The following is a 26,259-nucleotide window of genomic DNA, read 5'->3' as shown; positions in this document are numbered from 1 at the left end:
CCGCAGGAGATCAGCGATGCCCAGCCGTCGTGAGCGCGCCAACGCCATTCGTGCCCTCAGCATGGATGCCGTGCAAAAAGCCAACAGCGGCCATCCCGGTGCCCCTATGGGTATGGCGGATATCGCCGAAGTACTTTGGCGTGACTACCTGAAGCACAACCCGAGCAATCCATCGTTCGCCGACCGTGACCGCTTCGTGCTGTCCAACGGTCACGGCTCGATGTTGATCTACTCGCTGCTGCACCTGACCGGCTACGACCTGTCGATCGATGACCTGAAAAACTTCCGCCAGCTGCACAGCCGTACCCCGGGTCACCCGGAATATGGCTACACCCCGGGCGTTGAAACCACCACCGGTCCACTGGGCCAAGGCCTGGCCAACGCAGTCGGTTTCGCCCTGGCGGAAAAAGTCCTGGCGGCGCAGTTCAATCGTCCTGGCCATAACGTCGTCGATCACCACACCTACGTATTCCTGGGTGATGGCTGCATGATGGAAGGCATTTCCCACGAAGTCAGTTCCCTGGCCGGTACGCTGGGCCTGGGCAAACTGATCGCCTTCTACGATGACAATGGCATCTCCATCGACGGTGAAGTCGAAGGCTGGTTCACCGACGACACGCCGAAGCGTTTCGAATCCTACAACTGGCAAGTGATCCGCAATGTCGACGGTCACGATCCGGAAGAAATCAAGATCGCGATCGAAACCGCGCGCAAAAGCGCACAACCGACGCTGATCTGCTGCAAGACCACCATCGGCTTCGGTTCGCCGAACAAGCAAGGCAAGGAAGATTGCCACGGCGCCCCGTTGGGTGACGCGGAAATCGCCCTGACCCGTGAAGCGCTGAAGTGGAACTACGGCCCGTTCGAAATCCCGGCTGATATCTATGCCGAGTGGGACGCCAAGGAAGCCGGTCGCGCTGCCGAAGCCGAGTGGGATCAGCGTTTCGCTGCGTACTCCGCCGCCTTCCCTGAGCTGGCCAATGAACTGGTTCGTCGCCTGAGCGGCGACCTGCCGACCGATTTCGCCGAGAAGGCCCAGGCCTACATCGCTGAAGTCGCGGCCAAAGGCGAATCCATCGCCAGCCGTAAAGCCAGCCAGAACGCCCTGAACGCCTTCGGCCCGCTGCTGCCTGAACTGCTCGGTGGTTCGGCTGACCTGGCCGGCTCCAACCTGACCCTGTGGAAAGGTTGCAAAGGCGTCACCGCCGAAGACGCCAGCGGCAACTACATGTACTACGGCGTTCGCGAGTTCGGCATGAGCGCGATCATGAACGGCGTGGCCCTGCACGGCGGCCTGGTGCCTTACGGCGCGACCTTCCTGATGTTCATGGAATACGCCCGCAACGCAGTGCGCATGTCGGCGCTGATGAAGAAACGCATCGTCTACGTGTTCACCCACGACTCCATCGGTCTGGGCGAAGACGGCCCGACTCACCAGCCGATCGAGCAACTGGCCAGCCTGCGCTGCACACCGAACCTCGACACCTGGCGTCCGGCCGATGCCGTTGAATCGGCGGTGGCCTGGAAGTTCGCCCTGGAGCGTGACGACGGTCCTTCGGCGCTGATCTTCTCCCGTCAGAACCTGCAGCACCAAACCCGCAATGCGATCCAGATCGAAGAGATCGCCCGTGGCGGTTACGTGTTGAAGGACTGCGCAGGCGAGCCTGAGCTGATCCTGATCGCCACCGGTTCGGAAGTCGGCCTGGCCGTTCAAGCCTTCGACAAACTGACCGAGCAAGGCCGCAAGGTTCGTGTGGTGTCGATGCCATGCACCAGCGTCTTCGAAGCCCAGGACGCCGGCTACAAGCAATCGGTTCTGCCATTGCAGGTCAGCGCGCGTATCGCCATCGAAGCCGCCCACGCGGACTACTGGTACAAGTACGTGGGCCTGGAAGGTCGCGTGATCGGCATGACCACCTACGGCGAGTCGGCGCCTGCGCCGGCCTTGTTCGAAGAGTTCGGCTTCACCCTGGAAAACATCCTGGGTCAGGCTGAAGAGCTGCTGGAAGACTAAGGCACGCCGCGGTGGTTTTATGGCCACCGCGTTCCCTGTGTAGGAGCTGCCGCAGGCTGCGATCTTTTGATCTTAAAAGATCGCAGCCTCGTTTCACTCGACAGCTCCTACAGGGATTTGTGTTGTTAGCAAGAATTCGTCTGCCGCGACTATCGAGAACCCCATGCCTCAACCGCGTCCTTACAAAGTTGCACTCAACGGCTACGGCCGGATTGGTCGTTGTGTCTTGCGTGCGTTGTTTGAGCGAGGCTCGACGGCTGGGTTTGAAATTGTCGCGATCAACGATCTGGCCGACATGGCCAGCATCGAATACCTGACACGCTTCGACTCCACTCACGGGCGGTTTCCCGGTGAAGTGAGGGTTGAGGGCGATTGTCTGCATATTAAGGGCGACTGCGTGAAGGTCCTGCGCAGTGCCACCCCCGAAGGCATCGATTGGGCGTCGTTGGGCGTCGATCTGGTGCTGGAGTGCTCCGGCGCTTATCACACCCGTCAGGATGGCCAGCGTTTTCTCGACGCCGGTGCGCCACGGGTGCTGTTTTCCCAGCCGATGGCCAGCGAGGCGGATGTCGACGCCACCATCGTCTACGGCGTGAACCAGGATTGCCTGACCGGTGACGAGCTGCTGGTGTCCAACGCGTCCTGCACCACCAACTGCGGCGTGCCGCTGTTGCGCCTGCTGGATCAGGCCATTGGTCTGGAATACGTGTCGATCACCACCATCCACTCGGCGATGAACGATCAGCCGGTGATCGACGCCTATCACCATGAAGACCTGCGCCGCACCCGTTCGGCGTTCCAGTCGGTGATTCCGGTGTCCACTGGTCTGGCGCGAGGCATTGAACGCTTGCTGCCGGAACTTGCCGGGCGAATTCAGGCCAAAGCCGTGCGGGTGCCGACGGTTAACGTGTCCTGCCTCGATATTACGATGCAGACCGTAAGCGATACCGACGCCACCGAGGTCAACCGGATTCTGCGCGAGGCCGCCACCCATGGCCCGCTCAAAGGCCTTCTGGCCTACACCGAGTTGCCTCACGCCAGTTGTGATTTCAATCATGACCCCCATTCGGCCATCGTCGATGCCAGTCAGACCCGCGTTTCCGGCCCACGGCTGGTGAACATCCTGGCCTGGTTCGACAACGAATGGGGTTTTGCCAATCGAATGCTGGACGTTGCAGAGCACTATTTGCAAGCCGCTACTACTCCACAATCTGTCTTTCAAAAACAGTAACCCAGGAATTGCGACCCATGACCGTGTTGAAGATGACCGACCTCGATCTGCAAGGTAAGCGCGTACTGATCCGCGAAGACCTCAACGTCCCAGTCAAGGACGGTGTTGTCACCAGCGATGCGCGTATCCTGGCTTCGCTGCCGACCATCAAGCTGGCCCTGGAAAAAGGCGCGGCAGTGATGGTCTGCTCGCACCTTGGCCGTCCGACCGAAGGCGAATTCTCGGCCGAGAACAGCCTCAAGCCAGTGGCTGACTACCTGAGCAAGGCCCTGGGCCGTGAAGTGCCGCTGGTGTCCGATTACCTGGGCGGCGTCGACGTGAAAGCCGGCGACATCGTGTTGTTCGAAAACGTGCGCTTCAACAAGGGCGAGAAAAAGAACGCCGACGAACTGGCCAAACAATACGCCGCTCTGTGCGACGTGTTCGTGATGGACGCTTTCGGCACTGCTCACCGCGCCGAGGGCTCGACCCATGGCGTGGCCAAGTTCGCCAAAGTCGCCGCTGCTGGCCCGTTGCTCGCCGCCGAACTGGACGCACTGGGCAAGGCCCTGGGCTCCCCGGCCCAGCCAATGGCCGCCATTGTTGCCGGCTCCAAAGTGTCGACCAAACTCGACGTGCTCAACAGCCTGAGCCAGATCTGCAACCAGCTGATCGTTGGTGGCGGCATCGCCAACACCTTCCTGGCCGCTGCCGGTCACCCGGTTGGCAAATCGCTGTACGAGCCGGACCTGCTGGACACTGCCCGTGAAATCGCGGCGAAAGTCAGCGTGCCATTGCCAGTGGACGTGGTGGTCGCCAAGGAATTCGCTGAAAGCGCGACCGCGACTGTCAAGCTGATCGCCGACGTGGCTGCAGACGACATGATCCTGGACATCGGCCCACAGACCGCGGCGAATTTCGCCGAGCTGCTGAAGTCGTCCAAGACCATCCTGTGGAACGGCCCGGTGGGCGTGTTCGAATTCGACCAGTTCGGTAACGGCACCAAAGTGCTGGCCCAGGCCATCGCGGAAAGCTCGGCGTTCTCCATTGCCGGCGGTGGCGACACTCTGGCGGCCATCGATAAATATGGCGTAGCCGAGCAAATCTCCTACATTTCTACCGGCGGCGGCGCGTTCCTCGAATTCGTCGAAGGCAAAGTGCTGCCGGCCGTTGAAGTCCTGGAAAGCCGGGCCAAGGCCTGAGGCCGCTCATTTGACCAGGCAAAGGAGTGTTCAGATGGTCAGGACATTAATGCTGTTGATCGCCGCGGGTATGCTGGCGGCTTGCGGGAGTAACCCGAAAGCCACGCCGGAGCCCGCGCCATCCGCGTCGGATAAAGGCTGCTACCAGGCTGACTGGCAAGCGGAAACCAACCCGGTGATCAACAAGCGGTCCGGGCCCGATGGCCTGGACAAATACGAGACACAGACCCCGACCAAGGAACATGGCTGCCCTTGACGGGTCTGACTCTTTAACTCAGGGCTGGCGGCGTGTGCTGTCAGTCGAGGAACACGGATGAAACGCTTTATTGCCGTTGCGGCAGTGGCATTGCTGGCAGGTTGTTCGAATTTCGAACTGTTCAAGCCTGCCCAATCAACGGACAACTGGACCACCTGGACCTGTGATAGCCAGGCCAAAGTGCTCTGGCGCTACACTGATGTGAGCCGCAAGGAAGTCGATGTTCGTTTGGGCGGCGCCGATCAGGTCTACCGCCTGAAGCTTGAACCGGGTGCCGAAGGTTCGCTGTACAGCAACGACATGCTGGCGTTTCACGTAAAAGGTGAGGAAGGCCTGGTGTACTGGGTCGCCACCAATGATTTGATCGGCCGCGGTTGTAAAGCGCAGTAACAACGCCGATCGCAGGACTATTGTTGTGTCGAGGGAGCTTGCTCCCGCTGGAGCGCGAAGCGGTCCCAAAGCCAGTCGATTTGGTGTTTCAGAAGGACCGAGTCGACGGGTTTACGACTGCTTCGCAGCCGAACGCGAGCAAGCTCGCTCGCCACAGGTTCTTCGTTACGCACAGGTTTTTGTTGTACCGAATTCGTAGCCCGGGCCAACCCCCGATCTGCAATAACTTGAATAGCCGCCGCCGCTACGGCAGGCTGGCACGATTAACGACCCTCAACCGGGAGAGACACACACAATGGCACTTATCAGCATGCGCCAGATGCTGGACCACGCAGCCGAGTTCGGCTACGGCGTTCCAGCCTTCAACGTCAACAACCTTGAGCAGATGCGCGCCATTATGGAAGCCGCTGACAAGACTGACTCCCCGGTGATCGTCCAGGCTTCGGCCGGTGCTCGCAAATACGCTGGCGCCCCGTTCCTGCGTCACCTGATCCTGGCGGCCATCGAAGAGTTCCCGCACATCCCGGTGTGCATGCACCAGGACCACGGCACCAGCCCTGACGTCTGCCAGCGTTCCATTCAACTAGGCTTCAGCTCGGTGATGATGGACGGTTCCCTGGGCGAAGACGGCAAGACCCCGACCGACTACGACTACAACGTTCGCGTTACCCAACAAACCGTGGCCATGGCTCACGCCTGCGGCGTCTCGGTGGAAGGCGAGCTGGGCTGCCTGGGTTCGCTGGAAACCGGCATGGCCGGTGAAGAAGATGGCATCGGCGCCGAAGGCGTTCTGGATCACAGCCAAATGCTGACCGACCCGGAAGAAGCCGCGGACTTCGTCAAGAAGACCCAGGTCGACGCCCTGGCCATCGCCATCGGCACCAGCCACGGCGCCTACAAGTTCACCAAGCCACCTACCGGCGACGTGCTGGCCATCGACCGCATCAAGGAAATCCACAAACGCATCCCGAACACCCACCTGGTGATGCACGGTTCGTCTTCGGTTCCGCAAGAGTGGCTGGCGATTATCAACCAGTACGGCGGCGACATCAAAGAAACCTACGGCGTACCGGTTGAAGAAATCGTCGAAGGCATCAAGCACGGCGTGCGCAAGGTCAACATCGACACCGACCTGCGTTTGGCGTCCACCGGTGCGATGCGTCGCCTGATGGCCACCAACCCGAGCGAGTTCGACCCGCGTAAATTCTTCGGCGCGACTGTTACTGCGATGCGTGACGTGTGTATTGCGCGTTATGAGCAGTTTGGTACTGCCGGTAATGCTTCGAAGATCAAGCCGATTTCGTTGGAAGCGATGTTCCAGCGTTACCTGAAAGGCGAGTTGAACGCTAAGGTTAACTAAACCTTAGAATTTGACCCGTTTTGTGAAGAACCCGCCGAGAGGCGGGTTTTTTCTGGGCAGGGATTTTTGCGCGCAATAACTATCCAAAAGTCAGAGAAAATGGCGCTGCCGCTTGCTCAATGGCACTGACCACATGAGGCGCCTGTTCCCGATACTCAGGATAGCGTTCAAGTACTGCTTCAACCGAGGCAAGCAATTGCTGAATGCGCTCCTGAGGTCGCTCGATCTCACAGGTGTGCGCAAACTCAAGCAGTCCTTGCCGTGAGGCAAACATTGACTTGTTGCCCGCCAGATCCAAAGCCAAAACATCTTCCGGAATATAGGCCGTGGTGTTAACGATGTCGTAGGCCGGCGCCAGGCGTGCATCGCGTTGCGTAGGATCGGAATAGAGCAATCCGAAGTTTTTCAAATGAGCGTCGCCATTCCCGACAATACAGCTCAGAGCAACGCTATCGAAGAGTTGATCAAGGGAGGTGCGTAAATGTTTAGTCGGACAGAACACGCGAATAGCCTTGGCGATTGCCGCATAGCTTTTGCTGTACTTCTGGTTAGCCGATAGCCCCATCAACACCGCCATGTCTTCAAATCCAATTGGGTTGAGCTGATCGTCGCGATCAAAGCGACGCATGACAAACAGCTTGGCATTGTCGGAAAGGTAAAACGGCGGAACGGGAATACCGGCCTCCTTCGCGATGGACATGCAAAGGAACTCGTTGATTGCCAGACCGGGAAATTCGTCTCGGCCACTTTTGATAATCAGGTCCGAGGTTTTCGATGTCACCCGTGGCCATCCGGTTTCCAGGCGTTCCGGTACCAACACTTTGGGTTGAACGCCGGAAATGCCGGCACGCAGGATGTAGCGATCAAGAATGTCAGCGAAGATATCTTCCGTGCCGTCCCATGTCAGAATCTCTTCGAGTTTCTCCCCCGGAAATTGTTGCTCCTCCAGCAAGGCGTCAACCGTTTCAGACCGCACTTGCACCCTGCCAATGGGCGAAGTGCTGCCGGAAAGCGCCAGCAAAAGCATCGGATCGACATTCACAGTCTTGGCCAATCGATTGCGCAGTTGCTCCAATACATAGCCTTCCGGCAGATTCATCTGAAAAACAGGATGGAGTTCGCGCCGACGAAACTCGTCATGCCTTACTGGCATCGACAAGCTGATAGCCATTTCTCGCGATGCATCTTCGTGATAACGGAATGTGAAGTCTTCGGCATCGCTGAAAAGCCTGCCGCTACGCCCCTCGGGCGTGCTGACTTTGAGAGAGGACATTTTCATTCGAATAAATCCCCAAGCTCTTCAAGGGTCGGCATAGCAGCTGGAACGACAGCAAGCTCACAATCCAGAGCGCCAAGGACGCGCGCATAGGCGATCATGCCGACAGACAGAGTACCTTTCTCTACTGCGATGACTTTGTATCGTGTCAGCCCCGCGAGGTCGGCAAGCTGTGCTTGCGTCAGACCGCGATTTATACGTTTTTCGCGTATTTGGTTGCCAAGACGGCTGATCAACAGAAAATAATCCATGTTCCGCTTCCGTAACATTTATAGCTAAATGTAGCGTATACGCAACATTTTATCTACGTCGTATTTAAGTCCACGGCCATCGGCGACACAGGGATCGAGGTTAACTAAGCCCGAGCGTTAAGCTGCGTTGATAAGAAACCCGCCGAGAGGCGGGTTTTTTATTGGAAGAAAGTTTGCTCGCCTTGCACCAACCGAGCCGCGATTACTCCTTCGGTTCGACGTGATCCAGCGCCTGATTCACCGCCAGTTCACCGAGCATGACCACTTGGGCAATGCCCAGCAGGGTCTTGCGATGTGAGGTTTCCAGCAGCGCGGCGAAATTATTGAGCATGAGGGTGGCCGAGCCGAGTGTTTCGCTGGCGTTGGCCAGCAGGGCTTCGGTGTTGTACTTCGGATTGGCGAGGTACATGGGCTCGGGTTCGTGGGTGGTGGCCATGATTTTGGCGGCGGGGTTGAGGTAGTGGTCGAGGGCGCGCTCGGCGGCTTCGTGGAGTTTTTTTGAATCGAGGGATTCGTAGGGGGATGCCGGGTCTGTGACCGGCGGATGCGGCGTTGATTTAGTCATTTGCTCGAAACCTGATTGGAGTGCCCCTCTCTGGCTACTAATCAAAGTGGAGGCAACTGTACGCAGGTTAGTAGACCGGGGTTTCGAGCAAGCCGGCGCACCCGAAGGTGCCCTGCGCACAGTTACCATCAAGCGCAGGAATCGAAATCCCTGACTGACAGATGCTTGTGCACCAAGCTCGAAACCACGGGCTACTAAACCCGATCACTGCGAATCAGTGACACGAATCAAGTTACCGATGGCCTCCCAGACGCACAAGCCGGCGGATTCTGGCGTACCCGTAGGCAGTGACGCAAGCCGATGTAGGCCTCATGAAGTAACGCTGCGTGTCTTTAAACGTTGGCGTTTAAGTGGGGGCTGATGCCGGTCAGTGAAGAGATGGAGTTGGACATAAAGAACCTGTGGCGAGGGAGCTTGCTCCCGCTGGGCCGCGAAGCGGCCCCCAAAAAGAGGGTCTGCTGCGCAGCCCAACGGGAGCAAGCTCCCTCGCCACAAAGGGTGGATTCCTGCGGTCTTTCAGGGATTACGTATTGTGATCGATATCCAGATGGCTGAACGTCACTTCCCCGCCTTCAGTGGTGTACCCGGTGTTGTCCTGCACATAAACCCCGGCCTTGAAATACAGCGGCTTATCACGCCACATCGTGCTGATGTCGGTGTCCCATTGGTACCCCGCTGCACTGATGCCTAATGCACCGCCCGGGCTGAGGTGGATGAGGTAGGAGAATTCCTGATTGAGTTTCACGCCGGTGGCGATGGTGATGACCCGGGCGGTGTCGTCGTCGGGGTGCATGCGGACTTTGGCGACGATGTTGCCGGTCGAGGTGGAGGTTTTGTATTGATACTCGACCTTCACCAAGGGCTTCTGGCTCTTATAGGCGTGAATCTGACCAATGACGATCTTGCCCGAACTGGGCACCTGGCTGACCGAGAGGGTGGCACGCAGGGTGTTGTCCGCGTCAGGGTAGTACCAGTTTTTCAGCGTGCCGTTGCTGTAGGTTTCGCGCAGTTCGGTGCGCGGGTAGATCGCGTTTTCGGTTTTGGAGCCGGTGACCGGGGACCAGAAAAATAAAGTGCCGGTGTCGGAGTGGAAGTATTGATCCTTGAAGCCGTCCACCAGCTTGGTGGTTTCGACAGTGTACGGCGGGCTGCCGACGGGAACACTGAGGTTCCAGGTTGCGAGATCGATCATAATTCAAGCTTCCACTTTTTTACTGCACGTGCGTGCCAGAAGCTCTAGCTCGCGCCTTCGGGTGGGTCTTTATAAGCGTAGAAGGCCTCTTTGTTAATGCCCTTCTGGCAGATGATTGGCGTCAACAACCTGTCGAAATGCCATCCTTCCCGGTTTATAAGGCCTGCAGGGCTGACCGTTAGTCGGCTATATGAAACTTTACCGAAGTGATGGGATACGAGCGGCTTCTGCTTTAAGGGATCCGGGTCTAGAGTGAAGTCGCAATAGGTGACCGGTTTTAACAAAAGGCCGGCCTGAGGCCCCGAAAAAGAGATGCAGCATGGAATGCGCACAATCTAAGCCAGCTGAAGGCAACTCAATCCTGTTAATTGTTGATGATTACCCTGAAAACCTGATCAGCATGCGCGCGTTGTTACAGCGCCAGGATTGGCAGGTCATGACCGCGGCTTCCGGTTTTGAAGCCCTTGGCCTGTTACTCGAACACGATGTCGACCTGGTGCTGCTGGATGTGCAGATGCCGGGCATGGACGGTTTTGAAGTGGCGCGCTTGATGCGCGGCAGCCAGCGAACCCGTCTTACGCCAATCATTTTTCTTACCGCCAACGAACAGTCCCAGGACGCCGTGATCAAGGGCTACGCCAGTGGCGCGGTGGATTACCTGTTCAAGCCGTTCGATCCGCAAATTCTCAAGCCTAAAGTCCAGGCGTTGCTCGAGCACCAGCGTAATCGCCGTGCCTTGCAGCGGTTGAGCCATGATCTGGAAGTCGCCCGGGCCTTCAATGCCTCGGTGCTGGATAACGCCGCCGAAGGCATTTTGGTGGTGAGTGAGGACGGGCTGATTCGCTTCGCCAACCCGGCGATGTCTCGCTTGCTCAATGCCACGGTGAACGACCTGCAAGGCAAGGAGTTTCTGGATTTCCTGCAAAAACCGCACATTCCGATCTGGGCCGATTCCGAGTTGTTTGCCGGTTACAAACGCGGTGAAACCCTGCGCTTGCACGATGCGCTGCTGCGTACCGCGCCCGGCCAGCAAGTGCCGGTGGCGTTGTCTTGCGCGCCTTTGCCCGCCGAACAACATGCGATGGTGGTGACGGTGCTGGACATGTCGGTGGTGCGCCATCTGCATCAGCAGTTGGAGTTCCAGGCGGTGACCGACCCGCTGACCGGGCTGCTCAATCGCCGGGGTTTCTACCAGACCGTTGAAAACCTGCTGCTGCGCGGCGAACGTTCCGACAGCACTTGGGTGCTGTTGTACCTGGACCTCGACGGCTTCAAGCGGGTCAATGATTCCCTCGGCCACGATGCCGGCGACCGGGTGCTGCGTTGGGTGTCCGAGCAGTTGAAGGCGTGCCTGCGGCCCTTCGATATTCTGGCGCGGATGGGGGGCGATGAGTTCACTGCGTTGCTGGATCTTGAGCTCCCCGAGCAGGCGGCAAAGATTGCCGAGAAGCTCATCGAGCGGGTGTCGATCTGTCAGCAGATCGAAGGCATGGACATCGCCTTGGGTGCCAGCATCGGCATCGCCACTTATCCCGATTGCGGGTCTAATCTGGACGGGCTGATGCGCGCCTCCGACATTGCCATGTACGAAGCCAAGCGCGCCGGGCGTCAGCAATATCGCTTCTACGATCACGAAATGAACGGCCGGGCACGCTCGCGGCTGATGCTTGAAGAGAGCGTGCGCACGGCCATCGAGAACCGCGATTTCAACCTGGTGTATCAGCCCCAGGTGGCGATTGCCGATGGGCAGATCCGCGGGTTCGAAGCGTTGTTGCGCTGGCAGCATCCGAGTGTCGGCGATGTACCGCCGGGGCTGTTTTTGCCGTTGCTGGAAGAGGCGCGGTTGATCAGTCGCCTGGGTAGCTGGATTTATCATCGCGGGGCCAAACAGCGCAAAGCCTGGGAAACCTTGTTTGCCGAAGATCTGGTGCTGGGCGTCAGCTTGAGCAGCACCCAATTCGGGTTGCCCAACCTGGTCACCGAGCTGCGTCAGGTGCTGGAGCGCCATGGCCTGAAGCCGCAGCAGCTGGAAGTCGAGGTCACGGAAGAGGCCTTGATGTCTAACCCCGACGAGACCCGCAAACAACTGCGTTTGCTGCGCAATCTGGGGGTACGGGTGGCGCTGGATGACTTCGGCTCCGGGGCTTGTTCGCTGGCGCATTTGCGCGACCTGGAACTGGACACGCTCAAGCTCGACCGGCATTTGATCGCCCGGTTGCCAGGGTCCGAACGGGATGCGGCGCTGGCACGCAGTGTCATCGATTTGTGCAACCGGTTAGGGCTGCTGGTGATCGCCGAAGGGGTTGAAACGGTGGCGCAATATGAGTGGCTGCAAGCCAACGGTTGCCAGTATGTGCAGGGTTTCCTGGTGGCGCGGCCGTTGATGGCCGAGGACACCGGTCACTTTGTCGAGCCGTTCGACTGGGGCGCGCTGACGAGTTGAATTCGCTACACTGGCAACCTTTTCGTGATGCGTGTTGCCGCTCCAATGACTGTGTTGAAATACCTCCAGGCTTATCCTGCCGCGTTGCAGGACCAGGTGCGCCAACTGATCGCCGAAGGTCGGCTGGGCGATTACCTGAGCCAGCGCTATCCGGAAAAACACGGAGTGCAGAGCGACAAGGCGCTGTACACCTATGCCCTGGACCTCAAGCAGGAATACCTGCGTAACGCCCCGGCCATCGACAAGGTGCTGTTCGACAACCGTCTGGACCTGACCCACCGCGCGCTCGGTCTGCACACCGCGATCTCACGGGTGCAGGGTGGCAAGCTCAAGGCCAAGAAAGAAATTCGCATCGCCTCGCTGTTCAAGGACGCGGCGCCGCAGTTTCTGAAGATGATCGTGGTGCATGAGCTGGCGCACTTCAAAGAGTCGGATCACAACAAGGCGTTCTACAAGCTGTGCGAGCACATGTTGCCGGGGTATCACCAGGTGGAGTTCGATTTGCGGGTATACCTGACGTGGCGGGATATGCACTGAACAAATCTGCTAATTAATCGGGAGCGCATGGATGGACGTGAGCAAGACCAAGAGCAGCTTCTACCGCCGATTGTACGTGGCGTACCTGATCGACAGTGGGCTGGCCAGTAACGTCCCTGCATTGACCGAGGTGACCGGCATGCCCCGACGCACGGCTCAGGACACCATCGCGGCGTTGGCGGATCTGGATATCGTTTGTGAATTCGAGCAGGAAGAAGGCGCACGTAACCACGCGGGGCGCTATCGGATTCGCGAGTGGGGGGCGATTGATCGGGGGTGGATCGAGCGTAATCTGCGGCAGATCAAAGCGGTGCTTGAATACCCCTGAATTCCCGACCCCGATCATTCCCACGCGGAGCGTGGGAACGCTCATAGGGGCCTCAGGAACGGCGCATCCCGATATGCGGAATCTGATCCTCGAGGTATTCCTCACCCACCACCACAAACCCGTACCGCCCGTAGTACCCCTGCAAATGCGCCTGGGCCGAGAGGTAGATCGGCACCTCGGGCCAGTGCTTCTCGGCCTGTTTCAACGCCTGGCTCATCAACTCATGCCCAAGCCCGGCACCGCGTGCCTGGGGTGCAATGATCACCCGGCCAATCACCACATCGCCGCCCTGCAACTCCGGGTCGAGCAATCGCAGGTAGGCCACCAGCCGATCCCCGTCCCAGCCCATCAAATGGCAAGTGTCACCTTCCAGGTCCTGGCCATCGATGTCTTGATAAGCGCATTTCTGCTCGACGACAAACACTTCGGCGCGCAGTTGCAAAATGGCATACAGCTGCTCTTTACCCAGATCGCTGTGGTGTTTGCAGACCCAATCGATTGTCATCTTCACATTCCTTGAACAACGTTGTTCCGATACTAAGCGCCCTGAGGCGGGATGTCTTTATCGCAGGGAATCTGTGATAAAGACCAAAATGCCATCATTCATTTCTCGCGAAGTTGTCTTCTTTGTGTAATCTGCGATGAAGCGCTGTGCAATGGCCTCAATGAGCTAATGTTAGGACCTGGGTTCGCCGGTAGAGGAATCTTGGAGTTTTGGCTGAAAAACACGTCGGGCAGCCCGCCCGCTAAGGATTTCTGGCATGCCGCGGTTTCATCGAGCGTTTGCTTTGATCGGATTGCTGTTGCTGACACAGGCCGAGGCTGCGGAAAAGCTGCGTCTGGTCGCCGATGCCTGGCCACCCTTTACCGACGCCACGCTGGTCAATGGCGGTGTGGCCACGGACATCGTCAGCACCGCGCTGGCCCGGGCCGGTTACGCCAGCGATTTCGAACAAGTGCCGTGGGCCCGGGCCTTGTTTGGGGTGGGCGAGGGACGTTACGACGTACTGGTCAACACCTGGTACACCGACGAGCGCACGAAGCTGGGGCAATTTTCCGGCGAGTACCTGCTCAACCGCGTGCGCTTTCTCAAGCGCAAAGACACGCCAATCGAATACAACAACCTGCAACAACTGCACACCTACCCGATAGCGGTGGTACGCGGTTATGCCTATTCGCAGGAATTTGATGAGGATGTGTCGTTGCAGAAAGTCCCGGTGCATAACTTCGCCATGGCTGTGCGCATGGTCGCGGCCGATCGGGTCAAGCTGACTTTGGAAGACGAGTTCGTCGCCCGGTATTACCTGGCGCGGGAATCACCCAAAGTGCGCAATGCCGTGGAGTTCCTGCCCAAGCCGTTGAGCGAGAACAGTCTGCATATTCTGGTGAGCCTGAAGAACCCGGAGCATGAACAGATCGTCGCCGGTTTCGATCGCGAGATTGCGGCGATGAAGGCTGACGGGAGTTATGAGAAGTTGCTCAGGCAGCATGGGATGTAATCTGAAAGGCCTGCAGTGTCCGAGCTGAAGCCTTCGCGGGCAAGCCCGGTCGCTGCACATTTCAGGCTTCGTTAGTGTCCTTGATCAAATGCGCCGCCAACGTCCGCAACGGCCCCAGTTGCCGACAGATCAACGCCAGTTGTGTCTGTACCAGCCGCTGGCCTTCATCGATTTCATCCGGCATCTGCTCAAGCGCATTGGCCAGTGCTTCTTCCTCATCACTCTGAATCGCAATCGGCTGTTTGCTCGCCAGGCCCTGGGCAATGTCGTCGAGGCTGGCGGCCACGCTCACGCCCGCACCGTCGATCAGGTGCTCGCGCACATCCGACGGCAGTTGGGTTTCACGGTGTGCCCCAAGCCCCGACAAATAGCTGAGCAGGGTGTGCGACAGCACCAGGAATCGGAACCCGACATCGGCTTCCTTACGGAAGTGCCCCGGCTCCATCAGCATGTTGGCCAGTGTCGTCGACAACGCCGCGTCGGCGTTGTGCGCGTTACGTCGGGCCAGGCGGTAAGCCAGGTCGTCGCTTTTACCGGCGGCGTATTGCTGCATGATCTGGCGCAGGTAAATGCTGTTGCAGGTCAGGGTATTGGCCAGCACTTTGTTCAGGCGTCGGCCCTGCCAGTCCGGCAGGAACAGGAATACCGCCAGGCCGGCGATCAGGCTGCCGAGCAAGGTATCGAACAGTCGCGGCAGAAGCAGCCCGTAACCGTCGCCCACCTGGTTGAAGCAGAACAGCACCATGATCGTAATGGCGGCTGTCGCCAGGGTGTAGCGGGTGGTGCGGTTGGTAAAGAACACCACCCCGGCGACGATGGCGAAGCTCGACTGGATCAACGGGTTGGGGAACAGATCGAACAGCGCCCAGGCCACGGTCAGGCCGATGGCGGTGCCGATGATCCGTTGGCCCAGTTTGCGGCGGGTGGCGCCGTAGTTCGGCTGACAGACAAACAACGTGGTGAGGATGATCCAGTAACCTTGCGAGGGGTGGATCAAATGCACCATCGCGTAGCCGATGCTCAATGCCAGGGGCAGGCGCAGGGCGTGGCGGAATAGCAAGGACGTTGGCGTCAGCTGCGTGCGCAAGCGAATCCACACATCCTTGAGACTGCGTGGCGAACGGTCGAGCAGGCTGCTGTCGGTGGCGTCTGCAAGCGCATCGGGGTTGCTGGCGTCGCTGAGCAAACGGTCGAGGGTGCCGAGGTTGGCGGCCAATGCCCGCAACGAGCGCAACAGACCACGCCAGGCCGGATTGCTCTGGATGCGCAGGTGTTCGAGGGAGGCGTGCAGGTCGCTCAGGGCTTCGGCGAAGCTGGCGTCATAGATGAACGGCTGGCGCATCTGGATCGATTCGGCCAGCGCGCGGCACACCTTGCCTTGTTGGCGCAGCAGGCGCTGACAGCGGAACAGCACGTCGCTGTGGAAGAACGCCTCGGCCAGCGCGTTGTAAGGGTAGTGCGAGGAGCTGGCGCGCTCGTGGATGTCCTGGGCGAGGAAGTACAGCTTCAGGTAACGGCTGAGTTTCGCCCCCGGCCGGCCATCGCCGACCCGGTGCAGAATGATTTCCTTGGCGGCGTTCAGGGCTGCCACCACCCGACCGTTCTGCTGGGCCAGTTCCAGGCGGCGCGCTTCCACGTCCAACTGCCGGATCGGTTCGAACAACGACGATTTCAGTTTCAGGTAATAACCCAGTTCACGGAATAACCGCGCCAGGCTCTGTTGCACCGGCTGGTTGGAAAACAGCACCTGCCACAACACCGAGAGCAAGCCATACCAAGCCGCACCCGCCACCAGCAGTACCGGCTCGTGCCAGAAATCAGTGACTGCGCCGCCGCGCTGGTCCACGCCGATCATGGTGTAGACCGACAGAATCAGCGTCGCTGACGCAATCGCGCCGTAGCGTTCGCCCAATGCGCCGAGCATGGTCAGGCAGAAGCTGGCCAGGGCAAAGGCGATGATAAAGAGGATGGGGTAGGGGAAGAGTAGTTCGACGGACAGGGCGGCGACCATAAAACACACCAGCGTCACGGCCAGTGCGTTGAGGCGGCCCTGCCAACTGTCGTCGGTTTCGGCCAGGGCGCTGGCGATGATCCCCAGGAACAACGGGATCAGCAGCCCCATTTCATCTTGATACCAACACAGCGCCATGGTGCCGGTCAGGGCGATGAATACCCGAACGCTGTAACTGAATTTATCCAGCGCCCAGAGGCGACGCAGAGACTGCCGAAATGTGGTCGATGACATGAAGTGCGAAGGCCTTCCGAGGCAATGACGCTAAATTGAGCCACTAATGACGCCGACGCAATGGCGCCGATCACATCAGACAGCAAAATCTGTTCCTTCCCAGGCGAAACACGCTCCCCTGCAGGGGGAGAGGTGTAGTCAGACGTACTGCGCCGCCGCGTAACCGGACGCCCAGGCCCATTGGAAGTTGAAACCACCCAGATGCCCGGTGACGTCGAGCACTTCACCGACGAAATACAGGCCGGGGCTTTTCAGCGACTCCATGGTTTTGGATGACACTTCGCGCGTGTCGACGCCACCCAGGGTCACTTCGGCCGTGCGGTAGCCCTCGGTGCCGGCCGGCACGACTTTCCAGCTCGCCAGTTTTTCAGCGATGTCTGCAATTTCTGCGTGGGTGTATTGCTTCATCGGTTTGGAGACGAACCAGTTGTCTGCCAGCAAGTTGGCCATCTTCTTGGTGAAGATCTCACCGAGCAGGGTTTTCAACTCGCTGTTCGGGCGTTCGACTTGCTGCTGTTGCAGCCAGCTCGGTACGTCGTGATCCGGCATCAGGTTGATCTCTACCGTGTCGCCGGATTCCCAGAACGAAGAAATTTGCAAAATCGCCGGGCCGCTGAGACCGCGGTGGGTGAACAGGATGTTCTCGCGGAAACTCTGGTCGTTGCAGCTCACCAGGCAATCCACCGACGTACCGGACAGTTCGGTGCACAGCTCCTTGAGCTGATCGGTGATGGTGAACGGCACGAGGCCGGCGCGGGTCGGCAGCAGGTCGTGGCCGAACTGCTTGGCCACCTGATAGCCGAAACCGGTGGCGCCGAGGGTCGGAATCGACAGGCCGCCGGTGGCGATCACCAGGGATTGGCAAGTGATCTGGTCCAGCGTGGTATCTAGCAGATAACCGCTTTCGAGCTTCTCGATGGTCTGGATCGAGGTGTCCAGGTGCAGGCTGACGCCAACCTGATTGCACTCGTCGAGCAGCATGTCGAGGATGTCGCTGGATTTGTTATCGCAGAACAACTGGCCGAGTTTCTTCTCGTGGTACGGCACGCCGTGTTTGGCCACCAGACCGATGAAGTCCCACTGGGTGTAACGTGCCAACGCAGATTTGCAGAAATGTGCGTTCTGCGAGAGGAAATTGCTCGGCTCGGTGTACATGTTGGTGAAATTGCAGCGGCCACCGCCCGACATGAGGATTTTCTTGCCGGCCTTGTTGGCGTGGTCAAGCAACATCACCTTGCGCCCGCGCCCGGCGGCGGTCAGCGCACACATCAACCCTGCGGCGCCAGCGCCAATGATCACGACTTCGGTAGAGCGCAAAACGGTGTCCTCACACATTGATCGTTCCCACACTCTGCGTGGGAACGATCACAGGGAAATACAGTGTTCTTACAGGATGCGAACGCGCAGCGAACGACCTTTGATTTTACCGTCGTTCAGGCGCTGCAAGGCTTGCTTGGCGATCCCGCGTTCCACGGCCACATAGGCCTGGAAGTCGAAAATCGCGATCTTGCCGACCTGGGCGCCGGGAATGCCCGCCTCACCGGTCAGTGCGCCGAGAATGTCGCCTGGACGGACTTTGTCTTTACGGCCCGCACCAATGCACAGCGTGCTCATCAGCGGCAGCAGCGGACCACCGCCCTGGGACGTGAGGTTATCCACCTGATCCCAATTCAACGGCGACTTCTGCAGTTGCTCGATGGCTTGGGCGCGATGCGCTTCGGACGGTGCGACCAGGCTGATCGCGATGCCTTTCTCGCCGGCACGACCGGTACGGCCGACACGGTGAATGTGGATTTCCGAGTCACGGGCCAGTTCGACGTTGATCACCATGTCCAGCGCATCGATGTCCAGGCCGCGTGCGGCGACGTCGGTGGCAACCAGTACCGACGTACTGCGGTTGGCGAACATGGCCAACACCTGGTCGCGGTCACGCTGTTCCAGATCGCCGTGCAGGCCGACGGCGGAGATGCCTTTGGACGTCAGGTGATCGACGGTTTCCTGCACCTGCTGCTTGGTGAAGCAGAACGCCACGCAGGACGCCGGACGGAAGTGGCCGAGCACCTTGGTCACCGCGCTCATGCGCTCTTCCGGGGAGATTTCGTAGAAGCGCTGCTCGATCTGCGTGTCGTCGTGGAACGCCTCGGCCTTCACTTGCTGTGGATTACGCATGAACTTCGACGCCAACTGCTTGATGCCCACCGGATAGGTGGCGGAGAACAGCAGGGTCTGGCGACGTTCCGGGCACTGGGCGATGATTTCTTCGATGGAATCGTAGAAACCCATGTCGAGCATGCGGTCGGCTTCGTCGAGGATCAGCGTGTTCAGACCGTGAAGCACCAGCGAACCCTTGCGCAGGTGTTGCTGGATGCGCCCTGGAGTGCCGACGATGATGTGCGCGCCGTGCTCCAGCGAGCCGATCTGCGGGCCGAAAGACACACCGCCGCACAGGGTCAGGACCTTGATGTTGTCTTCGGCACGGGCCAGGCGACGGATTTCCTTGGCGACCTGGTCGGCCAGCTCACGGGTCGGGCAGATGACCAGTGCCTGGCAACCGAAGAAGCGCGGATTGATCGGGTTCAACAGGCCGATACCGAAGGCGGCGGTCTTGCCGCTGCCGGTCTTGGCCTGGGCGATCAGGTCCATCCCCTTGAGGATCACCGGCAAGCTTTGCGCCTGGATCGGCGTCATCTGGGCATAACCGAGGGAGTCGAGGTTAGCCAGCATGGCGGCGGACAGCGGCAAAGTATTAAAAGCGGTGGCGATGGTGGTCACGGGACTGGCCTGCAAAACAAAATGTCGCGCAGTGTATCAGTCCCGAGCTCTGCACCTGCAAATTCTGGACGAATAGCCGTAGCAGCTGTCGAGGTACGAGGCTGCGTTGCGTGTCCGCAGGACCGCCCCGGGGGGCCGCTTCGCAGCCCAACGCAGCCTCGTGCCTCGGCAGCTGCTACGGGTCAGTGCTCGATATCGTGCTCACGGCTGACCATCCGTCGGCCATCCTTTGGTGAAAGCTGCGAGAAGATCGTTGCAGCCAGCATCGCCATGATGCCTACCGTCACAAACGTCAGCTGGAACGCGCCCAGCACCGTGTCCACGTCGTCATTGCCCATCTCCGCCGTGAATCCGCCGAGCAGCGCACCGGCGCACGCCACGCCCAGGCTCAGGGACAATTGCGCTACCACCGACAGCAAACTGTTGCCGCTGCTGGCGCTGGCGTCGTCGAGGTCGATCAGTGTCACGGTATTCATCGCGGTGAACTGCAAGGAGTTGATCGCCCCCAGAATCGCCAACTGGCCCAGCAACAGCCAATACGGCGTCTGCTCGCTGACCAGACCCATGCTCGCCAGCATGATCCCCAGCGCCAGTGTGTTGCCGGTCAGCACGATGCGGTAGCCGAAACGTTCGATCAACGGCCGCGCCACCGATTTGGCGACCATCGCGGCCGCGGCCAGGGGCAGCATGCTCATCCCGGCCTGTGACGGCGAATAGCCCAGCGCCACTTGCAGCAGCAACGGCACCAGGAACGGCAATGCGCCGCTGCCCAACCGGGCGAACAGGTTGCCGAGGATGCCCACGGCAAAGGTCCGGGTCTTGAACAGCGATGGTGCAAACAGTGGATTGTCGATGTGCCCAGCCCGCAGCCAATAGGCCGCCAGACAGGCCATGCCGGCAAACAACAGCAACATCACCCGCAAGTGCGGCAGACGCAGTTCGCCGAGGCCTTCCATGGCGATGGTGATCAGCACCATCGCCGCGCCGAACAGCAAGAAGCCCAGGCTATCGAAGCGGGTGCGTTCACTGCCGCGCAGGTCGGGAATGAATTTCCATACCGCGTAGCAACCGAGAACGCCCACCGGCAGGTTGATCAGGAAGATCCAGTGCCAGGTCAGGTATTGCACCATCCAGCCGCCCATGGTCGGGCCAATCAGCGGGCCGAGCAGGCCGGGAATGGTGATGAACCCCATGATCCGCACCAGATCCGAGCGCGGATACGCGCGCAGCACTACCAAGCGTCCGACCGGCAACATCAAGGCGCCGCCCAGGCCCTGGATCACCCGGGCGCCGATCAGCATGCTCAGGGTGCTCGACAAGGCGCAGAGCAATGAGCCGATGCTGAACAACAGGATGGCACCGAAGAAGATTTTCTTGGTGCCGAAACGGTCGGCGATCCAGCCGGAGGCGGGAATCAGCAAGGCGACGGTGAGCATGTAGGCGATGATCACACCCTGCATGCGCAGCGGGTCTTCGGCCAGGTCCCGGGCCATGGCGGGGAGGGCGGTGTTGAGGATTGTCCCGTCGAGGGACTGCATGAAGAAGGCAATGGCGACGACCCATGGCAACCAGCGGGCGGTGACGGCGTCGAGAGGTGGGCGGTTGGGCATGGGGCCTCTTGTTAATGCAGATTCGTGGCTGGCGCTGAACCCTGTGGCGAGGGAGCTTGCTCCCGCTCGGCTGCGTAGCAGTCGTAAATCCGGTGAATGCGGTCTGTCTGATAGAGCACATTGCCGGTCTGGGGCCGCTTCGCAGCCCAGCGGGAGCAAGCTCCCTCGCCACAGGTTTTTGTGTTTACAGGGTCAAGGTCAGTCGGCTGACGAGCGCTCCCGGCAGCAATGCCGAAGACGTGTTCCGCTGACTGTAGGTGCTGGCCGACAACATCAGCTCGCGTTCCTCGGTCAACGCTTCCAGCTGCGAACCGAGCAGGCTGTAGGCGCTGTCATCGAAACGCATGGTGCTGACCGGTGCCTGAATCTCGCCGTTCTCGACCCAGAAGGTCGCGAACCGTGTCATGCCGGTCAGGCGCGCCGCCGGTTGGTCCGAGTAGTTCAGGTACCACAGGTTGCTGATATACAAACCGGTGCCCAGTTGCTTGAGGATCTCGGCGTCAGGCAACGAGCCGGCCGCCATGTTCAACGCACTTGGCGCTTCACCGCCGCCAGCACCGTTGGCGGTCAGTCCGTATTCGGCGGCGCTGCGTGAACCGACCAGTTGCTCGCCCGCCTTGCCCTCAACAATCAGCCGCAGATCACTGCGCGGATAACCTTCACCGGAGAACGCCGGGCTCAGGGAGCCGCTGACTTTTTCATCCAGGGACACCAACGGGCTGAACGAGCTGTCGCCACCGTAGAGCTTCTGCAACGGACTGCTCTTGCTGGCAATCGACTGCGCCGAGAACCCGCCCCAACTGAGCATGCCCATGATTTCTTCCAGGGCTGCCGGCGCGAGGTAGGCGCGGTACTGACCCGGCGCCAGCGTGCGCGTTGGCCGACCCAGAAACGCCAACTGCTCGCGGGCCTGCTGGAAACGCCGGGCAAACCCGGCGCTGTTCCAGTCGTGCCCGGCATAGCTGGCTTTCACCGCCTGACCGTTTTCATGGAACAGGCTGAAATCGAAGTTGAAGCTATTGGCCTGATGCCAGCCGAACGCGCCCGAGGAGCTGGCGAAGCCGCGACTGATCGGCCCGGCGGCATAGAAACCGACCAGATCCAGCCCCTCGCCGGCCTGAGTGATTTCAGCGACCACCTGCTCGGTATCCGGCAGCGGATGTTCCTGCACGTTATTGCTCTGCCAGTCGTCATGGTTGAGCAGCAGGTACGGATCCTGAGGCAGCAACGGCAGGGTTTCGCGCAACTGTTGTAGCCCCTCGGCCAGACGCTGAAGGTCGACTTCCGGATCGCCCGACAACGTGATATCGAGGTCGGCGTGGCGGCCGTCGTTGATCAGTTTGAAGCCGATGCTTGCCTGCTGCACCTGCCCGGCCTGACGCACCTTGGCGTGGTTGAAACGCACGAAGGCCGACGATTCGGCGGCGTAGCTGAGGGTGAACTGCTCAGGCGTGCGCAGTGCATCGCGCAGCCAGTCGACCAAGGCCTTGAACGAATCGGCCTGGCTTTTTGAAGTGCTCGTGGACGTACTCATCAGGCATCTCCCCCAAACACATCAACGTTGCTGAACACACAGGCCGGCGACGCATGGCCGACACGGATCACCTGGTTCGGTTCGCCCTTGCCGCAGTTCGGCGTCCCCAGCACCTTGAAGGTGCTGACGTCACCGACGGCGCGCAGGCTCTTCCAGAATTGCGCGGAAATCGCCCGGTAGTTCGGGTTCTTCACCACGCCTTTGAGTTCGCCGTTTTCGATCAACTGGCCCCATTCGCAACCGAACTGGAATTTGTTGCGCGCATCGTCGATGGACCACGAACGGTTGGTGCTCATCAAAATGCCGTGCTCGATGTTGCCGATCAGTTGCTCAAGCGGCTGATCGCCGGGCTCGATGTTGAGGTTGGCCATGCGGTCGATCGGCGGACGGTTCCAGCCGCAGGCGCGGCTGTTGGCCACGCCGTCGAGGCTGGCCCGGAACTGCGAGAGCGCGCCGCCCAATGGTCGCAGCAGCAAACCTTGCTTGATCAGGAATTGCTTGCTGGCGGCGGTGCCTTCGTCGTCATGGCCGTAGCTGGCGAGCTGTTCGGGGATGTCCGGGTCGAATGTCACGTTGAGCAGTTCGGAGCCGTATTGCAGGCGGCCGAAGTCTTGCGCCTTGACGAAACTGGTGCCGGCGTAATTGCGCTCGTCGCCCAGGATGCGGTCCAGTTCCAGCGGGTGACCGATGGACTCGTGGATCTGCAGCATCATCTGGTCGGGCATCAGCAACAGGTCGCGCGGGCCTTGCGGGGTGTTCGGTGCCAGCAGCAATTGCAACGCCTGGTCGGCGACTTTCGGGCCGGCGCCGATCAGGCCGCAGCGGCTGATCACATCAAAGCCGCCCTGCTGACCGAAATTCTCGCGGCCGAGGGTGCGGGTCTGGCTGTCGCTACCGTCGTAGGCGGTGACGTCCATGCTCGGGTAGACGAAGCGCTGGGCCTGGCGCAGTTCGGCGCCGGCGCTGTTGAGGTAGATCTGCTCGACGTTGGTGATACCGATGCTCGCCTGCCAGTTCACCAGGCGTTCGTCCTTGGGCACGGCGGCAGATTCGGCGCCGAGCAGTTGGTAGCAATCGCTGAGAGACGGGAAGGGTTGGTCGAGGCTCGGCGAGAAATAGTCGGCGCGCTCGCTGGAAACCGCTTGCTCACGCAAGTCGAGGAGGGCGTGTGGCTTGAGTCGACGGGCTTGTTGCTCGGCCTTCTCCAGCGCGGCTTGCAGCCCGGACTGGGACAAGTCGTTGGTCGCGGCATAGGCTTCGACGCCGTTGACCCGAACGGTCAGCATCGCACCTTCGTCCCGGCTCAGGCTCGGTGGTTCGGCGACGTTCTTGCGCACTGAAAGATACTGACCGGATTCGCGAACATAACGCAGCGAAAAGAATTCAGCGCCCGTGCGCAACGCAGCGAAGCGCTGCTTGAGCTGGGGGTGGAAATCGAACATTCGGGAACCTCCTTGGTATGGAGTGGCGGCGAATCGGTGTTGCGAGGGGGGGAAACGTTTGCGTGGCGCTAGATTAGGCCTGCGTGGGGGGTAGGATCAAGTGAAGAGCGGTGTAGGAAGAGTTGAGGTTGGGTGAGTCAGGAATTTATCTATTGCTTGGGCGGACGCTTTCGCGGGCAAGCCTCGCTCCTACAGGGCGAATGCGATTCCCTGTAGGAGCGAGGCTTGCCCGCGAAGGCCGCGCCTCGGTGTTACGGCTTACTGAGCGCTCACATCCCGCAACGGCTTGCCCTTCACCGGTGCACCGCCGGCCACGTAGTATTTGGCCTTGCTGCGCGGCAATGGTTTACGACCGCGGATCTTGTCGGCGATTTTCTCGGCCATCATGATCGTTGGTGCGTTCAGGTTGCCGGTGGTGATGATCGGCATGATCGAGGCATCGACCACGCGCAGGCCTTGCATGCCATGCACACGACCTTCGCCATCGACCACGGCCATTTCGTCGGTGCCCATCTTGCACGAGCAGGACGGGTGGAACGCGGTTTCGGCGTGCTCGCGGATGAACTTGTCCAGCTGCTCGTCGGTTTGCACGTCGATGCCGGGGCTGATTTCGCGACCACGGAAGGCATCCAGCGCCGGCTGTTGCATGATTTCACGGGTCAGGCGGATGCCATCGCGGAATTCCTGCCAGTCCTGCTCGGTAGCCATGTAGTTGAACAGGATGCTCGGGTATTCGCGCGGATCCTTGGACTTGGCCTGGATGCGACCGCGGCTTGGCGAACGCATGGAACCCATGTGTGCCTGGAAGCCGTGCTCTTTCACGCCGTTGCTGCCGTTGTAGTTAATCGCTACCGGCAGGAAGTGATACTGGATGTTCGGCCATTCGAATTCCGGGCGGGTACGAATGAAACCGCCGGCTTCGAACTGGTTGCTGGCGCCGATGCCGGTGCCGTTGAACAGCCACTCGGCACCGATGGCCGGCTGGTTGTGCAGGAGCAGCGACGGGTACAGCGAGACCGGTTGGGTGCAGGCGTATTGCAGGTACAACTCGAGGTGATCCTGCAGGTTTTCACCGACGCCCGGCAGGTCGTGGACCACCGGAATATCAAGCTTTTTCAGCAGTTCGGCCGGGCCGACACCGGAGCGTTGCAGGATCTGCGGCGACGCGATGGCGCCGGAGCACAGCAACACTTCTTTGCGGGCACGGACTTCAACGCGTTCTTCGGCGGCACCGATCAGGTAACGCACGCCGACTGCACGCTTGCCTTCGAACAGAATCTTGTCGGTCAGGGCGTGGGTGACGATGGTCAGGGTCGAACGCTTCTTGGCGATGTCCAGGTAACCGCGAGCGGTACTGGAGCGACGGCCTTTCGGCGTCACGGTGCGGTCCATCGGGCCGAAACCTTCTTGCTGGTAACCGTTCAAGTCTTCGGTACGCGGGTAACCGGCCTGCACGCCTGCTTCGACCATCGCGCTGAACAGCGGGTTGTTGCCGGCTTTGGGCGTGGTCACGCTGACCGGACCGTCGCCACCGTGGTAGTCGTTCGGGCCGATGTCACGGGTTTCCGCCTTGCGGAAATACGGCAGGCAGTCGAGGTAAGTCCAGTCTTCCAGGCCTGGCAGTTTCGCCCAGTTGTCGTAGTCCATGGCGTTGCCGCGGATGTAGCACATGCCATTGATCAGCGAAGAACCACCCAGGCCCTTGCCGCGACCGCATTCCATCCGGCGACCGTCCATGTGTGGCTCTGGATCGGTTTCGTACGCCCAGTTGTAGCGACGACCTTGCAGCGGGAACGCCAAAGCCGCCGGCATTTGTGTGCGGAAATCCAGACGGTAATCCGGGCCGCCCGCTTCGAGCAGCAGGACAGTGACGCCTTCGTCTTCAGTCAGACGGGTCGCCAGGGTGTTACCGGCGGAGCCGGCACCGATGATGATGTAATCGAATACTTGGGACATTGAATGCACCCTCTTTGAAGTTGGTCAGGTCGCGGTCGCGGATTTGTCACTTACTGTGGCGAGGGAGCTTGCTCCCGCTCGGCTGCGCAGCAGTCGCAAATCAGCGACCGTGTTCTGTCTGAATGAGCGCTGAACCTGAAGTTGGGGCTGCTTCGCAGCCCAGCGGGAGCAAGCTCC

Annotated in this window: 22 protein-coding genes; 10 read left to right on the top strand and 12 right to left on the bottom strand. The window is 60.0% G+C overall.

What is annotated here, in order from left to right:
- Positions 1–16: 16 nt before the first annotated feature.
- The 6 genes from tkt to fba all read left to right on the top strand — a co-directional run bounded on the left by tkt (position 17) and on the right by fba (position 6,432).
- Positions 17–2,014 carry a transketolase gene (tkt, locus tag PGR6_RS26575; protein ID WP_018928751.1) on the top strand — a complete coding sequence of 666 codons (1,998 nt, stop codon included), beginning with the start codon at positions 17–19 and terminating at the stop codon, positions 2,012–2,014.
- Between the two features lie 163 nt (positions 2,015–2,177).
- On the top strand, positions 2,178–3,245 hold the full coding sequence (gene epd, locus PGR6_RS26570; RefSeq protein ID WP_064620897.1) for an erythrose-4-phosphate dehydrogenase: 1,068 nt from the start codon (positions 2,178–2,180) through the stop codon (positions 3,243–3,245).
- A 17-nt stretch (positions 3,246–3,262) separates the two neighbouring features.
- Positions 3,263–4,426, top strand: a complete 1,164-nt coding sequence (locus PGR6_RS26565; RefSeq protein ID WP_007937921.1) for a phosphoglycerate kinase — start codon at positions 3,263–3,265, stop codon at positions 4,424–4,426.
- Positions 4,427–4,460: 34 nt separating this feature from the next.
- On the top strand, positions 4,461–4,682 hold the full coding sequence (locus tag PGR6_RS26560; RefSeq protein WP_064620894.1) for a hypothetical protein: 222 nt from the start codon (positions 4,461–4,463) through the stop codon (positions 4,680–4,682).
- A gap of 57 nt (positions 4,683–4,739) precedes the next feature.
- A complete protein-coding gene (locus tag PGR6_RS26555; protein WP_064620891.1) occupies positions 4,740–5,072 on the top strand; it encodes an MliC family protein in 333 nt (110 codons plus the stop codon).
- A 295-nt stretch (positions 5,073–5,367) separates the two neighbouring features.
- Positions 5,368–6,432 carry a class II fructose-bisphosphate aldolase gene (fba, locus tag PGR6_RS26550; protein ID WP_064620888.1) on the top strand — a complete coding sequence of 355 codons (1,065 nt, stop codon included), beginning with the start codon at positions 5,368–5,370 and terminating at the stop codon, positions 6,430–6,432.
- 79 nt (positions 6,433–6,511) lie between these two features.
- On the opposite strand, the gene PGR6_RS26545 is transcribed toward fba, so the two are convergent.
- The 4 genes from PGR6_RS26545 to PGR6_RS26530 all read right to left on the bottom strand — a co-directional run bounded on the left by PGR6_RS26545 (position 6,512) and on the right by PGR6_RS26530 (position 9,716).
- The gene (locus PGR6_RS26545; protein ID WP_064620883.1) at positions 6,512–7,711 is read right to left on the bottom strand and encodes a type II toxin-antitoxin system HipA family toxin; all 1,200 of its coding nucleotides are present in this window, start codon (positions 7,709–7,711) and stop codon (positions 6,512–6,514) included.
- A complete protein-coding gene (locus tag PGR6_RS26540; RefSeq protein ID WP_064620880.1) occupies positions 7,708–7,959 on the bottom strand; it encodes a helix-turn-helix domain-containing protein in 252 nt (83 codons plus the stop codon). Before PGR6_RS26540 ends, PGR6_RS26545 begins: the two co-directional genes overlap by 4 nt.
- A gap of 202 nt (positions 7,960–8,161) precedes the next feature.
- On the bottom strand, positions 8,162–8,524 hold the full coding sequence (locus tag PGR6_RS26535; protein ID WP_064620877.1) for a DUF6124 family protein: 363 nt from the start codon (positions 8,522–8,524) through the stop codon (positions 8,162–8,164).
- Between the two features lie 523 nt (positions 8,525–9,047).
- Complete coding sequence (locus PGR6_RS26530; RefSeq protein ID WP_018928757.1) at positions 9,048–9,716, bottom strand: polysaccharide lyase family 7 protein; 669 nt, start codon at positions 9,714–9,716, stop codon at positions 9,048–9,050.
- A 319-nt stretch (positions 9,717–10,035) separates the two neighbouring features.
- Here PGR6_RS26530 and PGR6_RS26525 point away from each other — a divergent pair, with 319 nt between their 5' ends.
- From PGR6_RS26525 to PGR6_RS26515, 3 genes are read left to right on the top strand one after another with little or no spacing between them, the layout of a single operon-like run.
- Entirely contained in the window at positions 10,036–12,159 is a 2,124-nt protein-coding gene (locus PGR6_RS26525) for a putative bifunctional diguanylate cyclase/phosphodiesterase (protein ID WP_018928758.1), read from the top strand.
- 45 nt (positions 12,160–12,204) lie between these two features.
- On the top strand, positions 12,205–12,696 hold the full coding sequence (locus PGR6_RS26520; RefSeq protein ID WP_064620874.1) for a M48 metallopeptidase family protein: 492 nt from the start codon (positions 12,205–12,207) through the stop codon (positions 12,694–12,696).
- A gap of 31 nt (positions 12,697–12,727) precedes the next feature.
- Positions 12,728–13,024 carry a winged helix-turn-helix domain-containing protein gene (locus PGR6_RS26515; RefSeq protein WP_007937940.1) on the top strand — a complete coding sequence of 99 codons (297 nt, stop codon included), beginning with the start codon at positions 12,728–12,730 and terminating at the stop codon, positions 13,022–13,024.
- 52 nt (positions 13,025–13,076) lie between these two features.
- Here the strand turns inward: PGR6_RS26515 and PGR6_RS26510 are convergent, their stop codons facing one another.
- Entirely contained in the window at positions 13,077–13,529 is a 453-nt protein-coding gene (locus tag PGR6_RS26510) for a GNAT family N-acetyltransferase (RefSeq protein WP_064620871.1), read from the bottom strand.
- A 256-nt stretch (positions 13,530–13,785) separates the two neighbouring features.
- Here PGR6_RS26510 and PGR6_RS26505 point away from each other — a divergent pair, with 256 nt between their 5' ends.
- On the top strand, positions 13,786–14,523 hold the full coding sequence (locus tag PGR6_RS26505) for a substrate-binding periplasmic protein (protein ID WP_018928760.1): 738 nt from the start codon (positions 13,786–13,788) through the stop codon (positions 14,521–14,523).
- Between the two features lie 61 nt (positions 14,524–14,584).
- Here PGR6_RS26505 and yccS read toward each other — a convergent pair whose 3' ends face one another.
- From yccS to betA, 7 genes are all read right to left on the bottom strand, one after another.
- Positions 14,585–16,768 (bottom strand): YccS family putative transporter, encoded by a 2,184-nt coding sequence (gene yccS / locus PGR6_RS26500; protein WP_064620869.1) that lies wholly within the window; start codon positions 16,766–16,768, stop codon positions 14,585–14,587.
- 138 nt (positions 16,769–16,906) lie between these two features.
- Positions 16,907–18,085 (bottom strand): NAD(P)/FAD-dependent oxidoreductase, encoded by a 1,179-nt coding sequence (locus PGR6_RS26495; RefSeq protein ID WP_018928762.1) that lies wholly within the window; start codon positions 18,083–18,085, stop codon positions 16,907–16,909.
- A 69-nt stretch (positions 18,086–18,154) separates the two neighbouring features.
- The gene (gene dbpA, locus PGR6_RS26490) at positions 18,155–19,492 is read right to left on the bottom strand and encodes an ATP-dependent RNA helicase DbpA (RefSeq protein WP_230139067.1); all 1,338 of its coding nucleotides are present in this window, start codon (positions 19,490–19,492) and stop codon (positions 18,155–18,157) included.
- Positions 19,493–19,722: 230 nt separating this feature from the next.
- On the bottom strand, positions 19,723–21,309 hold the full coding sequence (mdtD, locus tag PGR6_RS26485; protein WP_256663648.1) for a multidrug transporter subunit MdtD: 1,587 nt from the start codon (positions 21,307–21,309) through the stop codon (positions 19,723–19,725).
- Positions 21,310–21,334: 25 nt separating this feature from the next.
- On the bottom strand, positions 21,335–22,684 hold the full coding sequence (locus PGR6_RS26480; RefSeq protein WP_064620866.1) for a TldD/PmbA family protein: 1,350 nt from the start codon (positions 22,682–22,684) through the stop codon (positions 21,335–21,337).
- Complete coding sequence (locus PGR6_RS26475) at positions 22,684–24,126, bottom strand: TldD/PmbA family protein (RefSeq protein WP_018928766.1); 1,443 nt, start codon at positions 24,124–24,126, stop codon at positions 22,684–22,686. The genes PGR6_RS26480 and PGR6_RS26475 overlap by 1 nt, the downstream gene beginning before the upstream one ends.
- 258 nt (positions 24,127–24,384) lie before the next feature.
- The gene (betA, locus tag PGR6_RS26470; RefSeq protein WP_064620863.1) at positions 24,385–26,082 is read right to left on the bottom strand and encodes a choline dehydrogenase; all 1,698 of its coding nucleotides are present in this window, start codon (positions 26,080–26,082) and stop codon (positions 24,385–24,387) included.
- Positions 26,083–26,259 lie beyond the last annotated feature (177 nt).

The sequence above is a fragment of the Pseudomonas sp. GR 6-02 genome (genome assembly GCF_001655615.1).
GTDB lineage: Bacteria > Pseudomonadota > Gammaproteobacteria > Pseudomonadales > Pseudomonadaceae > Aquipseudomonas.
This window is presented reverse-complemented; position numbering and strand designations above follow the sequence as displayed.

Bases quoted from the DNA above. Each gene is read 5' to 3' on its own strand.
- PGR6_RS26510 (WP_064620871.1), bottom strand. From the start codon at position 13,529: ATGACAATCGATTGGGTCTGCAAACACCACAGCGATCTGGGTAAAGAG.
- PGR6_RS26560 (WP_064620894.1), top strand. From the start codon at position 4,461: ATGGTCAGGACATTAATGCTGTTGATCGCCGCGGGTATGCTGGCGGCT.
- tkt (WP_018928751.1), top strand. From the start codon at position 17: ATGCCCAGCCGTCGTGAGCGCGCCAACGCCATTCGTGCCCTCAGCATG.
- PGR6_RS26520 (WP_064620874.1), top strand. From the start codon at position 12,205: ATGACTGTGTTGAAATACCTCCAGGCTTATCCTGCCGCGTTGCAGGAC.
- PGR6_RS26475 (WP_018928766.1), bottom strand. From the start codon at position 24,126: ATGTTCGATTTCCACCCCCAGCTCAAGCAGCGCTTCGCTGCGTTGCGC.
- PGR6_RS26555 (WP_064620891.1), top strand. From the start codon at position 4,740: ATGAAACGCTTTATTGCCGTTGCGGCAGTGGCATTGCTGGCAGGTTGT.
- PGR6_RS26535 (WP_064620877.1), bottom strand. From the start codon at position 8,524: ATGACTAAATCAACGCCGCATCCGCCGGTCACAGACCCGGCATCCCCC.
- PGR6_RS26565 (WP_007937921.1), top strand. From the start codon at position 3,263: ATGACCGTGTTGAAGATGACCGACCTCGATCTGCAAGGTAAGCGCGTA.
- PGR6_RS26515 (WP_007937940.1), top strand. From the start codon at position 12,728: ATGGACGTGAGCAAGACCAAGAGCAGCTTCTACCGCCGATTGTACGTG.
- dbpA (WP_230139067.1), bottom strand. From the start codon at position 19,492: ATGCTGGCTAACCTCGACTCCCTCGGTTATGCCCAGATGACGCCGATC.
- PGR6_RS26525 (WP_018928758.1), top strand. From the start codon at position 10,036: ATGGAATGCGCACAATCTAAGCCAGCTGAAGGCAACTCAATCCTGTTA.
- PGR6_RS26530 (WP_018928757.1), bottom strand. From the start codon at position 9,716: ATGATCGATCTCGCAACCTGGAACCTCAGTGTTCCCGTCGGCAGCCCG.
- fba (WP_064620888.1), top strand. From the start codon at position 5,368: ATGGCACTTATCAGCATGCGCCAGATGCTGGACCACGCAGCCGAGTTC.
- PGR6_RS26480 (WP_064620866.1), bottom strand. From the start codon at position 22,684: ATGAGTACGTCCACGAGCACTTCAAAAAGCCAGGCCGATTCGTTCAAG.
- betA (WP_064620863.1), bottom strand. From the start codon at position 26,082: ATGTCCCAAGTATTCGATTACATCATCATCGGTGCCGGCTCCGCCGGT.
- epd (WP_064620897.1), top strand. From the start codon at position 2,178: ATGCCTCAACCGCGTCCTTACAAAGTTGCACTCAACGGCTACGGCCGG.
- PGR6_RS26505 (WP_018928760.1), top strand. From the start codon at position 13,786: ATGCCGCGGTTTCATCGAGCGTTTGCTTTGATCGGATTGCTGTTGCTG.
- PGR6_RS26545 (WP_064620883.1), bottom strand. From the start codon at position 7,711: ATGAAAATGTCCTCTCTCAAAGTCAGCACGCCCGAGGGGCGTAGCGGC.
- yccS (WP_064620869.1), bottom strand. From the start codon at position 16,768: ATGTCATCGACCACATTTCGGCAGTCTCTGCGTCGCCTCTGGGCGCTG.
- PGR6_RS26540 (WP_064620880.1), bottom strand. From the start codon at position 7,959: ATGGATTATTTTCTGTTGATCAGCCGTCTTGGCAACCAAATACGCGAA.